This is a genomic window from Cellulosimicrobium sp. ES-005 (genome assembly GCF_040448685.1).
Lineage (GTDB): Bacteria > Actinomycetota > Actinomycetes > Actinomycetales > Cellulomonadaceae > Cellulosimicrobium > Cellulosimicrobium cellulans_G.
In genome coordinates this window covers 3,291,379-3,305,154 of record NZ_CP159290.1, presented here as the reverse complement: position 1 = coordinate 3,305,154, position 13,776 = coordinate 3,291,379, and the positions used below count along the sequence as shown (strand labels likewise).

At 75.2% G+C, this 13,776-nt stretch carries 14 protein-coding genes; 10 read left to right on the top strand and 4 right to left on the bottom strand.

All coding sequences use genetic code 11. The annotated features are described in order from the left end of the window. Window positions 1-39 precede the first annotated feature (39 nt). A complete protein-coding gene (locus ABRQ22_RS14520; protein WP_253052174.1) occupies window positions 40-744 on the top strand; it encodes a TetR/AcrR family transcriptional regulator in 705 nt (234 codons plus the stop codon). A 59-nt stretch (window positions 745-803) separates the two neighbouring features. Then, complete coding sequence (locus tag ABRQ22_RS14515; protein WP_353707231.1) at window positions 804-1,169, top strand: VOC family protein; 366 nt, start codon at window positions 804-806, stop codon at window positions 1,167-1,169. A gap of 33 nt (window positions 1,170-1,202) precedes the next feature. Here ABRQ22_RS14515 and ABRQ22_RS14510 read toward each other — a convergent pair whose 3' ends face one another. Next, window positions 1,203-1,862, bottom strand: a complete 660-nt coding sequence (locus tag ABRQ22_RS14510) for a WYL domain-containing protein (protein ID WP_353707230.1) — start codon at window positions 1,860-1,862, stop codon at window positions 1,203-1,205. A 145-nt stretch (window positions 1,863-2,007) separates the two neighbouring features. On the opposite strand from ABRQ22_RS14510, the gene ABRQ22_RS14505 reads away from it, so the two are divergent. From ABRQ22_RS14505 to ABRQ22_RS14480, 6 genes are all read left to right on the top strand, one after another. Further along, window positions 2,008-2,745, top strand: coding sequence for an alpha/beta hydrolase (locus tag ABRQ22_RS14505; RefSeq protein ID WP_353707229.1), 738 nt, complete (start codon window positions 2,008-2,010; stop codon window positions 2,743-2,745). Window positions 2,746-2,931: 186 nt separating this feature from the next. Further along, a complete protein-coding gene (locus ABRQ22_RS14500; RefSeq protein WP_047231861.1) occupies window positions 2,932-3,138 on the top strand; it encodes a hypothetical protein in 207 nt (68 codons plus the stop codon). 102 nt (window positions 3,139-3,240) lie between these two features. Continuing rightward, window positions 3,241-3,429 carry a hypothetical protein gene (locus ABRQ22_RS14495; RefSeq protein WP_253052158.1) on the top strand — a complete coding sequence of 63 codons (189 nt, stop codon included), beginning with the start codon at window positions 3,241-3,243 and terminating at the stop codon, window positions 3,427-3,429. A 137-nt stretch (window positions 3,430-3,566) separates the two neighbouring features. Continuing rightward, a complete protein-coding gene (locus ABRQ22_RS14490; protein ID WP_353707228.1) occupies window positions 3,567-4,121 on the top strand; it encodes a sigma-70 family RNA polymerase sigma factor in 555 nt (184 codons plus the stop codon). 233 nt (window positions 4,122-4,354) lie between these two features. Next, window positions 4,355-4,756 (top strand): YciI family protein, encoded by a 402-nt coding sequence (locus tag ABRQ22_RS14485; protein ID WP_253052154.1) that lies wholly within the window; start codon window positions 4,355-4,357, stop codon window positions 4,754-4,756. A gap of 7 nt (window positions 4,757-4,763) precedes the next feature. Next, window positions 4,764-6,071, top strand: a complete 1,308-nt coding sequence (locus ABRQ22_RS14480; protein ID WP_353707227.1) for a sigma-70 family RNA polymerase sigma factor — start codon at window positions 4,764-4,766, stop codon at window positions 6,069-6,071. A 96-nt stretch (window positions 6,072-6,167) separates the two neighbouring features. Here ABRQ22_RS14480 and ABRQ22_RS14475 read toward each other — a convergent pair whose 3' ends face one another. Further along, window positions 6,168-8,441: a prolyl oligopeptidase family serine peptidase gene (locus ABRQ22_RS14475; protein WP_353709558.1), complete on the bottom strand. Its 2,274-nt coding sequence runs from the start codon at window positions 8,439-8,441 to the stop codon at window positions 6,168-6,170. 292 nt (window positions 8,442-8,733) lie between these two features. Here ABRQ22_RS14475 and ABRQ22_RS14470 point away from each other — a divergent pair, with 292 nt between their 5' ends. Next, window positions 8,734-9,735 carry a type IV toxin-antitoxin system AbiEi family antitoxin domain-containing protein gene (locus tag ABRQ22_RS14470; protein ID WP_353707226.1) on the top strand — a complete coding sequence of 334 codons (1,002 nt, stop codon included), beginning with the start codon at window positions 8,734-8,736 and terminating at the stop codon, window positions 9,733-9,735. Window positions 9,736-9,784: 49 nt separating this feature from the next. Here ABRQ22_RS14470 and ABRQ22_RS14465 read toward each other — a convergent pair whose 3' ends face one another. Together ABRQ22_RS14465 and ABRQ22_RS14460 are read right to left on the bottom strand one after the other, a co-directional pair. Beyond that, window positions 9,785-11,938 (bottom strand): cytochrome c oxidase assembly protein, encoded by a 2,154-nt coding sequence (locus ABRQ22_RS14465; protein ID WP_353707225.1) that lies wholly within the window; start codon window positions 11,936-11,938, stop codon window positions 9,785-9,787. 68 nt (window positions 11,939-12,006) lie between these two features. Further along, window positions 12,007-12,522 (bottom strand): PPOX class F420-dependent oxidoreductase, encoded by a 516-nt coding sequence (locus ABRQ22_RS14460; RefSeq protein ID WP_253052146.1) that lies wholly within the window; start codon window positions 12,520-12,522, stop codon window positions 12,007-12,009. Between the two features lie 250 nt (window positions 12,523-12,772). On the opposite strand from ABRQ22_RS14460, the gene ABRQ22_RS14455 reads away from it, so the two are divergent. Further along, window positions 12,773-13,771 (top strand): MoxR family ATPase, encoded by a 999-nt coding sequence (locus ABRQ22_RS14455; protein WP_253052144.1) that lies wholly within the window; start codon window positions 12,773-12,775, stop codon window positions 13,769-13,771. The last annotated feature ends 5 nt before the right edge of the window (window positions 13,772-13,776 follow it).

The window sequence follows — 13,776 nt, the reverse complement described above, 5'->3', positions numbered from 1 at the left end:
AGGCCGCCCGGTGCGGACGGCCCGTCCGACAGTGGGAGCATGTCCGGCGTGACCACCGACCTCGACCCGACCCGAGTCGACCGCGGCGCGGAGAGCGAGACCCCCCTCTCCCCCCGTCGCGAGCGCACCCGTGAGCGCCTGCTCGACGCCGCCTACGGGCTGTTCGCCGAGCACGGCATCAACGGCACGTCGATCGAGGCCGTGTGCGAGGCGGCGGGCTTCACGCGCGGCGCGTTCTACTCGAACTTCGACACCAAGGAGTCGCTGTTCCTCGCCCTCACCGAGCGCGAGATCCGGATGCGGATGCGGAGCCTGGAGGCCGCCGTCGAGCACCTGCCGGACGACCCGGTGCGCGACGGCGTCATCGCCCCCGAGGCGATCGCCACGATCGTCGCGGCCGTCATGGCCGACCCGCGCGACGAGCGCCGGTGGTGCCTCATGAGCGCGGAGCTCGAGCTGCTCGCGCTGCGCGACCCGCAGGTCGCCGCCCGGTTCGCGGACCAGGAGGAGTCGTTCCGTACGGAGCTCGCGGACATCCTCACGCGCGTGCTCACGAGCGTCGGGATGCGCTTCGCGATCGACGCCCCGGCCGCCACCCGCGTCCTCATCAGCGCCTACACCTCCGCGGCGAGGGACGCGTTCCTCAGCCCCGACGGCGAGGACGCCGTGCGGCGCGCGCAGGCCGCGGACTGGCTGCCCGCGCTCGTCGGCCGCCTCGTCGAGCCGGATCCCGAGGCGGCCTGACGCCGCACCCGTCGGGTCGACACGACGGCCCTGTGGGTGGCGCACGTCACACTGGCGGCATGACACTCACCTTCAGCGGCGCCGTGGTCGACTGCGCCGACCCCGCCGTCGTGGCGGACTTCTGGCAGGCCGCGCTCGGCTGGACGGGGCGCGAGACCGGACCGCACGGCGAGGCCGTGCTCTACCCACGCGACGGCGAGACGGTCCTCGGGCCGCCGAGCCTCGTCTTCCAGCGGGTCCCCGAGGGCAAGGCGGTGAAGAACCGCGTGCACCTCGACTTCTCGTCGTCCACCCAGGCGGCCGACGTCGCACGGCTGGAAGGGCTCGGCGCGCGCCGCGTCGACGTCGGCCAGGGCGAGCAGGAGACGTTCGTCGTCCTGGCCGACGTGGAGGGCAACGAGTTCTGCGTCCTGCGCGGGGACTGACGGCCCACCGCCGAGCGGCGTCCGCGGTCGGGGTCAAGCAGGGTCGTAGACCGCCGCCGCGCCGGCGGGCGACTCGCCGACGTCCTCGACCGGGCGGGGCGCGTACGTCTGGGCGGTGAGGTCCGCGCGCTCGACGCGCGACAGTCGGAACCAGCGGATCGCCTCGCGCGACCGGCACCACGCGACGAGGTACCAGCGACCGTCGGTGTGCGCGAGCAGCACGGGCTCGACCCGGCGCGCCGAGGTCGCGCCGCGGCCGTCCCGGTAGCTGATCGCGAGCACGCGCGACCCGGCCAGCGCCTGCTCGACCGCGCGCAGCACCCCGAGGTGCGAGCGGGCACGCCCGACGACGTCCCCACCCGCTGCGGCGGGGGCGTCCGGCGACGCGTCCGGGGCGTCGTGGCGGACCCATACCCGCGCGGCCAGCGCCTCGGCCCGCTCGCGGTCGCCGGCCGCGAGCGCGTCCCAGACCTTCCCGCGCGCCGCGAGCGCGTCGACCGCGAACGGGCTGCCGTGCGGGAGCGTCGCGAGCGCGACCGCGACGGCGACCGCCTGGCCGGGCGTGAAGTTGACCGGCGGCAGCGACGCGCTCGGGTCGAGCACGTAGCCACCACCGGGACCGGCCTGGGCCCAGATCGTCAGACCGGCCTGCTGCAGCGCGGCCACGTCGCGCTTGATCGTCCGCTCGCTCACCTCGAGCGCGGCCGCGAGGCGCGACCCGTCGTCCCGGTCCGCCCTGCCCGCCGGAGCTCCTCCGCGATCGCGTAGAGACGTTCCGTCCTGTTCACCGGACGATGGTGACAGACAGGTGTCACCGATGCGCTGCAAAGGTGGGTGCATGAGCCACCACGACACGCCGGAACCGCCCGTCCACGTCGTCCTCGTCCCCGGCTTCTGGCTGGGCGCGTGGGCGTGGGACGACGTCGTCCCCCACCTCGAAGTCGCCGGCCTCGTGCCGCACGCCGTGACCCTCCCCGGGCTGGAGCCCGGCGCGACCGCGCAGGACCGTGCCCGCGTCACGCGCGACGACCACGTGGACGCCGTCGCGCGGCTCGTCGCCGGGCTCGACGGCCGGGTCGTGCTCGTCGGCCACAGCGGCGGCGGGCCTGTCGTGCAGCAGGTCGCCGACCGCGACCCGGCCCGGATCGAGCGGATCGTGTACGTCGACACCGGTCCCCTGGTCGACGGTGCGGCCCTCTCGCCCGACCTCCCGGCGGACGCGGCCGAGGTCCCGCTGCCGGGCTGGGAGGTGCTGGCCGAGGACGGGTCGAGCCTCGACGGCCTGGACGACGCCGCGCTCGCACGGTTCCGCGAGCGCGCGGTGCCGACGCCCGGCCCGGTCGCGCGCGGCCCGGTGCACGTGACGAACCCGGAGCGCCTGCACGTCCCGACGACCGCGATCTGCTCCTCGATCCCCTCGGCCGTGCTCGCCGAGCTCGCCCACCCCGGCCCGCCCCTGCACACCGAGCTGGGCGAGCTCACGGACCTCACCTACGTCGACCTGCCGACCGGGCACTGGCCCATGTTCTCGCGCCCGCGCGACCTCGCGGCCGCGCTGGTCGACGCGGTCTCCTGACCGACGCCCCACCCAGCGCAGCGGCTGGTCGTGAGCCGGTCGCACGGGAGGGACCCGTGCGACCGGCATCACACGTTCTCCGGAAAAAAGTCACCGAACTCGCGTCACGGACGGCGACTTGTGCCGTCTTGTCGGGTGAAAGCGGTCATCCGGCCGCCCGAAGACCGACCCACGACGAGACGGACCATGCACGACACCCTGCCCTCCGCCCCCTCGCGCACCGAGGTGCGCACGGCCCTGCTCTGGGCCCTCGAGCACGACCGCGACGCCCTGCTGGAGCACCGCGAGACGACCCAGCACTGCGCGTGGGCCGCGGCCCGGGGTGCGGCCGACCGCCGCCTCGTGCGCCGCTGGCGCGCGGCCTTCGCCCCGCTCCCGTCCACCGTCGCCTGACGCGCGACCGCCGGGTCCGGACCGCGCGAGCGCATCCGTCCGAGGGTCCGCGGGCGAACCCCGGACGAGAGGGCACGTCCGCCCCCTCGGGAGGAGGTCGCCATGTTCGCGTCGCTCGCTGCCGGATCCGGCGGGACGATCGGCGTCACGGGGATCGGGAACGGCATGTCGCAGTGGTTCCTGATCTTCGGTGCGCTCGTCATCACCGCGATCCTCGTCGGCTCGATCTACGAGCTCGGCAAGGCCGTGCACGACCGGCACGTCCACCAGCGCCGCCCGGTGCACCGCTGACGCCCGCCTGACCGCGGCCGCCCGCCACCGCCGCCGCCGTTCCCGGCCCCGCCGCGCCGCGCGACCTCGCGTCCCGCGCCGCGGCGTCGGACACTGGGAGGAGGGCGACGAGGACCGGTGACGCGATGGTCGGGACCGTGGCACGTGTCCCCCGCGCCGAGCAGGGCGCGAGGCGGGGCGAGCGCGCGCCCGGCGCCCTCGACGGCGACCGCCCGTTCGACCTCCGCGCCGCGTACGGGCGCTGGGCCCCGCTGGTCCGCGCGGTCGTCGCCCGGCGCCTGGGCGACCCGGCCGACACCGACGACGCCACCCAGCTCGTCTTCCTCGCCGCGTGGCGCTCGCGCGACCGGTTCGACCCGGCGCGGGGCGACCTTCCCGTCTGGCTGCTCGGCATCGCGCGCCACGTCGCCGCAGACCTCCTGACGGACCGCGCACGCGAGGCACGACGCCGCGAGGCGGCCTCGCGCGGCCGGCCCGTGACGGTCGTCCGCGACCCGGCCGACGACGTCGTCGCTCGCGTCGACCTGGAGGGCTCGCTGCGCCGCTTGTCCCCGGAGCGGCGGCGCGTGGTGCGCCTCGTGTACGCGCAGGGCCGCACGCACGCCCAGGTCGCGGCCGAGACCGGCCTCCCGCTCGGCACGGTCAAGAGCCACGCGCGCCGCGGCCTGGCCCAGCTCCGCGCCCACGCCTGACCCGCCGAGCACGACGTTGCTGTCGGAATACGGCCCCTCGCGACACCGACGTCGTGCTCGACCGCGCTGTACGTCGCACTCGGCGGGCTCGCCGACGCTCGTCACGACCAGGGCGACTGTGGTGTGATCCAGTTCACACGAACCCACGACCGAGACGTGTCGGGAGCGGGCCGTCGGCTCCGACCTCCTCGTGACGGCGCCGACGGGGCGCCGACCGACGGAAGGAACGGACCATGAGGTACATGCTGGTGAAGACGTACACGCAGGCGGCGCACTGCGACCTCCCGATCCACGAGTGGGCACCGGAGGACGTCGAGGCGCACATCGCGTTCCAGCGCGCGCTCGGCGAGCAGCTCGCCGCGTCGGGCGAGCTCGTCGACGCCCAGGGGCTGGCCGGTCCGGACCAGGCGCTCGTCGTCACGTCCGACGGCCGCACGGCCCCGGTCGTCACCGACGGCCCGTTCCCCGAGTCGAAGGAGTTCCTCGCGGGCTACTGGATCGTCGACGTCGACAGCCAGGACCGCGCGGTCGAGATCGCGGCGCAGGCGTCGGCCGCGCCCGGCCCGGGAGGCGCCCCGATCGGCGAGTACATCGAGGTCCGCCAGGTCATGAGCGCGCCCGCGTCCGAGCAGTGACCGCCACGTGACCGCCACGGCCCCCGAGCCCGTGGAGGACCTGCTGCGGGACCTCCGCCCGCGCGTCCTCGGCCTCCTGGTGCGGCGCTGCGGCGACCTCGCCGACGCCGAGGACGCGCTCCAGGAGGCGTTGCTCGCGGCCGCGACCCGCTGGCCGGCGGACGGGCTCCCCGACGACCCGCGGGCCTGGCTCGTGCGCGTCGCGGAGCGGCGGCTCGTGGACACCGTCCGGGCCGACGTCGCGCGGCGCCGCCGGGAGGAGACGACCGCGCGGCGCGACCCGGACTCGGCGGGCCTCGCCCCCGCAGGCCTCGGGGGCGAGGCCTCGTCCGCCGCCCGGTCCGCCGCGCCCGGCGGCGGGCCGGGCGCGGCGGGGCGGGCTATCGACGTCGACGACTCGCTCACCCTCTTCTTCCTCTGCTGCCACCCCGACCTGCCGCCCGCGAGCGCCGTCGCGCTGACGCTGCGGACCGTCGGCGGGCTCACGACGGCGGAGATCGCCCGCGCGTTCGGCGTCCCCGAGGCGACCATGACGCAGCGCCTCACGCGCGCGAGGCGGCGCCTCGCCGCGCTCGACCGCCCGTTCGCGACCCCGGGCCCGGGCGAGTGGGACGCGCGGCTCGCCGCCGTGCTGCGCGTCCTCTACGTCGTGTTCACCGAGGGGCGCACGGCGACCTCGGGGCCGCTGCTGCGGCGCGCGGACCTGTCGGGCGAGGCGATCCGGCTGGCCCGGACGGTGCAAGCACTGCTGCCGGACGACCCGGAGGTCGGCGGGCTGCTCGCGCTCATGCTCCTCACGGACGCCCGTCGCGACGCCCGGACCGGTCCGCGCGGGGAGCTCGTGCCGCTCGCCGACCAGGACCGCACGCGCTGGGACCACGCGGAGATCGTCGAGGGCGTCCGGATCGTCACCGCGACGCTCCGCCACGGTCTCGTCGGGTCGTACCAGGTGCAGGCCGCGGTCGCGGCGCTGCACGCGCAGGCACCGAGCACGGACGCGACCGACTGGGAACGGGTCCTGGCGCTGTACTCGGTGCTGGAGCGCCTCGACCCGAGCCCGCACGTCACGCTCAACCGCGCGGTCGCGGTCGCGATGGTCGACGGCCCGCGCGCGGGCCTCGCCCTCCTCGACGGCCTCGACGGCGCGCTCGCGACGAGCCACCGCCTGCCGGCGGTGCGCGCGCACCTGCTGGAGCGGGCGGGCGAGACGCGGGCCGCCGTCGGGCAGTACGTCGCCGCCGCGGCGGCGACGCCGAGCCCCGCGGAGCGCGACTACCTCACGCTCCGCGCGGCCCGCCTCCGCACCCTCCCGTGACCGCCCCGCGGATCACCGGCGTCGAGCACGAGGTCGCTGTCGTCATCGAGCCGATCACGACAGCAACCTCGTGGTCGCGTGCGGGCTACCTCGTGCTCAGCCGAGCGTCGTCGGCAGCGCCGCGTCGTCCTCGCCCGGGGTGGCGCCGAGCACGTGCTCCGCGAGGAACGCGAGCACGACCTGGTACCAGACCTTCGCGTGCTGCGGCTGGAGGATCCAGTGGTTCTCGTCCGGGTAGAACAGGAACCGGTGCACGGTCTCCCCGTCGGGCCCGGCGGGCAGGCCGGACGAGTCGAGCAGCTCGTACCAGAGCCGCAGGCCCTCGCCGATCGGCACCCGGTAGTCCTTGTCGCCGTGGATGACGAGCATCGGCGTGACGATGTCCTGGACGAACCGGTGCGGGCTGTTCTCCAGCGCCATCTCCGGCGTCATCTCGCGCGCCCAGTAGTACGCGTGGTCGGTCGTCGGACCGAACTGGTCGAGCGCCCACAGGCTCGCGTGCGTGACGATCGCGCGGAAGCGGTCCGTGTGGCCCGCGACCCAGTTCGCCATGTACCCGCCGAACGAGCCACCCATCGCGGCCGTCCGCGACGCGTCGACCTCCGGGCGCGCCTCCACGGCGTCCGTGATCGCGAGCAGGTCCGTGTACGGGGCCTTGCCCCACGCGCCCCACCCGCGCTGCACGAAGTCCTGCCCGTACCCGGTCGAGAGCGCCGGGTCCGGCAGCAGCACCGCGTACCCGCGCGCGACCATCAGCCACGGGTTCCAGCGCCAGCTCCACGCGTTCCACGAACCGAGCGGGCCGCCGTGGATCCACAGCAGCAGCGGGGCCGGGTTCTCCGCGGACGCACCGTGCGGCAGCGCGAGCCAGCCGCGCACGCGCACGTCGTCGGCCGCGGCGGTCTCGACGTCGACGAGCGTGCCCGGGAGGTCGGGCGTCGCGACCGGCCCGCGCAACGGCGTCGCGGGCACCGGGGTGCGGCCGCCCGCCGCACCGGAGTCGAGGAACGCCCCGACGTCGATGCGCACCGGGTGCGACGGCTCGAGGTAGCTCGTGCGCAGCGCGTACGCCGTGCGCCCGTCGGGCGCGACCTGCACGTCCGTGAAGACGGCGTCGTCGCTCGTCACGCGCTCGGCGGTGCCGTTCTCCGCCGCGCCGTCCGGGGAGAAGGCGACGAGGAAGACCGGCCCGCGGCCGTCGTCGTCGGCCGTGACGAGCAGGCCCGAGCCGTCGGGGAGCCAGCGCAGCGACGTCGGCCAGCGGTCCCAGTGCGGCACGAGCGTGCGCGGGGTCGCGTGGTTCTCGGCGCGTGTCGTCGCGGAGTCGTCGTGGTCGACGCCCGCGCCGGCAGGCCCGTCGGGCGCGTGCAGCGGCACGACGGCGAGGCTCTCCTCCGGCGCCTGGTGCGGCGTCGAGATCGTCTCGCGCACGAACGCGACCCACGCGCCGTCCGGCGAGATGCGCGGCCAGTGCGCCTCCGCGCTCGGCTCGTCGACGAGCGTGCGGCGCGCGCCCGTCGCGGTGTCGATCGCGACGAGCGTGTTGCGCACCTGCGGCCCCGGGCCGGCGACCTGCCACGTCGTGACGAGGGTCGTGCCGTCAGCGGAGAGGTCTGCGGAGTGGTCGTGCAGCGCGCGGCCCGGCGCGGACGTCTGCCCGACGCCGCGGGCCACGTCGCGCAGGTCGAGGAGCCGAGGGTCGTGGGGCGCGTCGGTGCCGTCGGACCCGTCGTCGTCGGCCGGTGCCGGGAGCGGGTGGGCGGGCTCGTCGACGAGGGTCGTGAGGTCGCCGACGAACCGGTGCGCCTCGTCCGGGCCGCGGTCGTGGTCCCACTGGCGCACGGGGTACGCGCTGTGGAGGATCGCCGCGACCTTGGCGTCCTTGCGCGCGGCGCGGAGTTCGGCGTCGTGCGCGAGGTCGCGCGCGCTCGGCAGCACCTTCGCCGCGACCGAGACCACCGGTGCGTCCGCCGCGGCGAGCGGGCCGCTCACGCCCGCGGGCGCCGTCGCGACGACGCGCGCCTCGCCGCCCGTCGCCGGGAGCAGCCACAGCGCGGCCTTCGGGTCGTCGTCGGAACCGCCGTCCGGGTCGGGGCGGGCGGACGTGAACAGGACGTCGCCCGCCCCCGTGAACGTCGCGCTCGACTCGCCCTGGGTGCTGCGCGTGAGCCGACGCGCCGGGGCGTGGCCCGCGGGGTCCACCTCCCACAGCGCCGTCCGGTACCCCGTGCGCTGCGGGTCGAGGGTCTGGACGGTCGTGACCAGGCGCGCCCCGTCGGGCGACAGCGCCAGCCCCCCGACCCGCGGGATCGCGAGGTACTGGTCGAGGTCGTGGAACGGATTCGCGGACGAGTCGGAGGTACCGGGCATGGCGGCGTCGTTACTCACCCGTACGTCCTATCACGGCAGCGACCCTCCCTCGCCCCCACCCCGACCTTGCCGAACACGAGGTTGCTGTCGTTCTGGGGCCCAGAACGACAGCAACCTCGTCCTCGACACCGCGCAAGGTCGTGGTCGGGGCGCCCGCGCGCGCCGAGAGCTCGGGCTGTCGTCCCGGGGTACGCGGAACGGGGCCGTCCACAGGGCCCGTTCCGTGATCGCTGTCCACAGCCTGCGCATCCCGCCGGTGCGCGGCCGGGCGCGTCTCTGGTCAGATCCGGAGGTGCGCACACTGACCACGGTCCCGACCGAGCTCCTCGTCCTCGCCGAGCGTCAGGCCGGGCTCGTCTCCGCCTCGCAGTGCGACGCGCACGGTGTGAACGCGAACCGCCGCTCGCGACTCGTCGACCAGGGCCGCTGGCGCCGACCCACGCGAGGGGTGTTCGAGGCGACGCCGGGGCTGTTCGCGCCGTCGGACCCCCGGGTGCACGACCACCGTCGGCGCCGCGCCGCCTGGCTCGCGCTCCTCGCGTACGGACCCGAGGCGATCGCCGTCGGACCGTGCGCGCTCGTCCTGCTCGGTGTCCAGGGGATCAGCACGGGCGTCGTGCCGCAAGCGACGCTCCCCGGGGCACGGGGAGCGCTGCCGCGCGACGGGATCCGGCTGCGCCAGTTCGACGACGGGATGACCGTCGTCCAGGTCGACGGCCGCAACGTCGCGAGCCCTGACTGGGCGCTGGCCCAGGCAGTCCCCGAGATGGGTCGGCGGCGCGCCGTCGCGGCGATGGACAGCGTCGGCCATCTCGGGCTCCTCGACGCCGAAGGCCTGGCTCGCGCCCACGACCTGGCCCGTGGGCGGCGGGGTGTCGCGCGGACGCACGCCTGGTGGGCCGAGGCGGACGCACGGTCCGAGTCACCGCTCGAGACGTTCGCTCGCCTCGAGTGCGCGGACGTCGGGCTGGCACCCGACGACCTCCAGGTCGAGGTGGTCGACGACGGCGCGTTCGTCGGGCGTGGAGATCTCGGGTGGCGGCTGCCCCGAGGGCGGTGGCTGATCGGCGAGATGGACGGCACGGACGTCCACGGCTCGCCCGACGCGCTCCTCCGCGACCGCTCGCGTCAGAACGCGCTCGTGACGCACGGCGGGGTGGAGGTCCTCCGCTTCACGGGTCGGGACCTGACGCAGCCCGGGACGAGCCGACCGGGTCGCATGACGACCTCGCTGCGTCGCCACCTCGATCGAGCACGAGGCTCCGCGCCGTCGAACGCGAGGTTGCTGTCGTGATCGGCCCGAGAACGCCAGCAACGTCGTGTTCGGCGGGTAGGGGGTGGGGTCAGTCGTCGCGCTTCGACATCTCCGCGAGCATCGCGTTGTACTCCTGGAGCTCGGCGTCGCCGTCGCGGTCGGCCTGGCGGTCCCGACGCTTGGCCTCGCGCTCGTCGGAGCGCGTCCACATGACCGCGACGACGATGGCGAGGATGAGCGTCGGGAGCTCGCCGATGCCCCACGCCACGCCGCCGCCACGCTGCTGGTCGGCGATCGCGCTCGGGCCCCACTCGCGGCCGAGCAGACCGAACCACTCGGGCACGAGCAGCACCTCGCCCGACGTCAGCGCGACGCCGAAGAACGCGTGGAACGCCATGGTCGCGAAGAGCAGGAGCAGGCGCTGCGGGTAGGGCGGGCGGTGCGGACCGGGGTCGATCCCGACGAGCGCGTTGGCGAACAGGTACCCCGCGAGCGTGAAGTGCGCGAGCATCGCGAGGTGCCCGGCGTACGTCGTCAGGGCGTACTCGAACGCGGGCGTGTAGTAGAAGACGATCATCGAGCCGGCGAAGTTCACGGCGGCGACGATCGGGTTCGCGAAGAACTGGCCCACGCGCGACGTCACGATGGCGAGCACCCACTCGCGCGGGCCGCGCGACCCGTCCTTGCGCGGCGGCACCGCCCGCAGGAGCAGCGTCACGGGCGCCGCGAGCACGAGGAAGATCGGCACGACCATCGCGAGGATCATGTGCTGGACCATGTGCGCGCTGAACAGCACGTGCCCGTACATCGCCGGCCCGCCCGACGTCACCCAGAAGAGGACGAGGATGCCGACGCACCACGAGACCGTGCGGCCCACCGACCAGAAGTCGCCGCGCTTCGCGAGGCGGCGCACCCACCGCAGGTAGACGACGAGCGCCGCGACGCACGCGAACGCGGGCAGCAGGTCCCAGCGCCACTCGGTGAACCAGCGCGCGAGCGTCGGCTCCGGCGGCAGCGCGTGCCCGGTCACCTGGTACGCGGCGGAGGTGTCGAGCGGCTCCTCCTGCGGCACCGGCGGCGCGGTCGACCCGAGCGCGACGGCGACGCCGGACACCGCGCCCATGATCGCGAGCTCGACCGCGACGAGGCGCCAGAACAGCCACCGCGTGCCCTCCGCCGCGGCGCCCTTCGCACCCCCGGACGACGTCGCCCCCTTCGCTGCCTTGCCCGACGAGCCCTTCGACGAGCCCTTGGCAGCGGCCGTCGACGAGCCCTTCGACGACGCGCGGGCGGCACCCGGCCGTGCGACAGCCGTCGGGCCGGAGAGCCGCCGCACGACGAGCTCGCGGTGCGCGAAGCCCACGGCGCCGAGGACCAGCAGCAGCGCGAGCTTGGTGAGCAGGAGGATGCCGTAGTCGGTGGTGAGGCCCGCGAGCGTGTCGACCCGGATGCTCGCGTTCGCGATGCCCGAGACGGCGACGGCGACGTAGCACCACAGCGCGATCGCGGAGTACCGCGCGACGGACGCCGCGAAGTCCGCACGCCCCAGCCCGCCGCGCACGCGCACGACGGCGAGCGTCCCCAGGCCACCGACCCAGAGCGCCGCTCCGGCCAGGTGGAGGAACATCGACGAGACGGCGAGCTCGTGGCTCACGGCGCCGGCCGCGTGGCCCGTGTTGGCCTGCATCGCGATCGCGACGAGCGCGAGCGCGGCCGTCCACATGGCTCCCGTGGCGCCGCGCACGGCGAGCGCGGCGGCGGACGTCAGCGCCGCGACGACGATGATCGCGAGGTAGTTGCGGCCCAGGCTGACCTGCGAGACGAAGAGGCCGAGCTGGTCGCCGAACGTCGGGCCCGTGATCGGCGTGCTCGAGATCGAGGAGTAGCGCAGCACGACCTGCGCGACCGACAGCACCGCCCACGTCGCGGCCGACGCGCCCGCGACCCCGAGCGCCTTGCGCACGGGCGTCCCGGCGGGCAGCACGCACGCCGCGAGGACGAGCGAGCCGAGCGTCAGCGCGACGGCGAGCTCGGTGAGGACCGTGACGACCGGGGTGCCGAGGCGCGCGAGCGCGCCCGGGTCGGGGAAGCCGGCGGGGACGGTGAACGCGGCCGAGAACGCGCCGGCGGCGAGCACCGCGATGACGGCGACGACGACGGCGAACGGTCCGGCAAGGACGAGCCACCACGGGTTCGCGGGTCGGGCGTCCGACGGCGCGCGGCGCAGGGCAGTCGTGGTCACCGGACCAGGGTATCGAGCGCGCGGACCCCTCCGGTCATCGCCTGTGGACGACCGCTCTCACGGCCGCCTCACGGTCGCGGCAGCCGCGCCATCCCGTAGACCCGCGTCGCGCGCAGGCGCAGCACCTGACGGCGGTCGGCGACCATCGCGCGCCGGAACTCCTCCCAGTCGGGGTGCTCGCTCCCGGAGGCGGCGCGGAACGTCTCGACGAGCTCGTCGGCGGCGTCGTCGTGCGGGTCGAGCGCGACGGCGCTCAGCTCCGCGTCCCCCTCGACGACGGCGTAGCTCCAGAAGTCCTCGGCGCTCACCTGGAGCGAGACGCGCGGGTCGCGCGCGGCGTTGCGGGTCTTGGCACGGTCGGCGGTCACGGAGACGCGCGCGACGCCCGCGTCGGGGTCCCACGCGTAGAGGACGTTGGAGAGCTGGGGGCGCCCGTCCTTCTTGACCGTGGCGAGCACGCCCTGGCGGCGGGCGGCGACGAGCGCGAGGAGCGCGGGCTCGCCGAGGCGGTCGAGGGCGGTGCCGGTGGGGGTGGACAGGGCGGTGGCGGTGGCGTCGGTCGTCCCGACGGCGTCGTGGCTCATGCCGGGCCAACCCCGCGACGCTCGCCCGACATTCCCGACGAGCGCGCGGACGCCCCCCGGTGGGGAAGGTCCGAGCCCTCCCCGGTGGGGACCTCTCCCCACCCGGACCTGTGGACGACGCCCGGTCCGACGCGGGCCGCGCTGGCATACTGGGCCGGGTTCGCCGGGGGCTCGCGACGCACCGTCCACACCCCTCCGGCCGCGCACGGGACCACACCCGCACGACCACGCACGACCCGGAGGACGATCGATGGCCGCAGGGCACGGCAGCATCTCGACGCAGGACCTCGACCGCGCGAGCCACCTGCTCAAGCGCGTCGGCCAGGTCTTCGACCAGCGCGTCGTGGGCCAGGACGCCCTGCGCACGGCGCTGGTCAGCTCCCTCCTCGCGGGCGGCCACATCCTGCTCGAGTCGGTGCCGGGGCTCGCCAAGACGACGGCGGCGCAGACGCTCGCGGCCGCGGTCGACGGCTCGTTCCACCGCATCCAGTGCACGCCGGACCTCATGCCGAACGACATCGTCGGCACGCAGATCTTCAACTACGCGACCGGCGAGTTCACGACCCAGCTCGGCCCGGTGCACGCCAACGTCGTGCTGCTCGACGAGATCAACCGCTCCTCGGCCAAGACGCAGTCGGCGATGCTCGAGGCGATGCAGGAGAAGCAGACGTCCATCGGCGGCGAGAACTTCTCGCTGCCCGACCCGTTCATGGTCCTCGCGACGCAGAACCCCATCGAGGAGGAGGGCACCTACGTGCTGCCCGAGGCCCAGATGGACCGCTTCCTCATGAAGGAGGTGCTCACCTACCCGACGCCGCCGCAGGAGCTCGAGATCCTCCAGCGCATCGCGACCGGGCAGATGACGCAGCCCCTCACCGCGCAGCCGATCTCGCTCGACGACGTCCGCTTCCTGCGCGGCCTCGTGGACGACGTGTACGTGGACGACTCGATCAAGCGGTACGTCGTCGACCTCATCAACACGACGCGGCTGTCCGGCCCGCGCCCGATCCCCGGGCTCGACCGTCACGTGCGCGTGGGCGCGTCGCCGCGCGGCGGCATCGCGCTCATGCGCGTGGGCCAGGCGCTCGCGATCCTCGCGGGCCGCGCGTACGTCATCCCGGACGACATCAAGGCCGTGCGCTACTCGGTGCTGCGGCACCGCCTGGTGCGCACGTTCGACGCGCTCGCCAACAACGTGCCGCCGGAGCAGCTCGTGGACGCGGTGTTCGACGCCGTCCCCACGCCCTGAGCGTC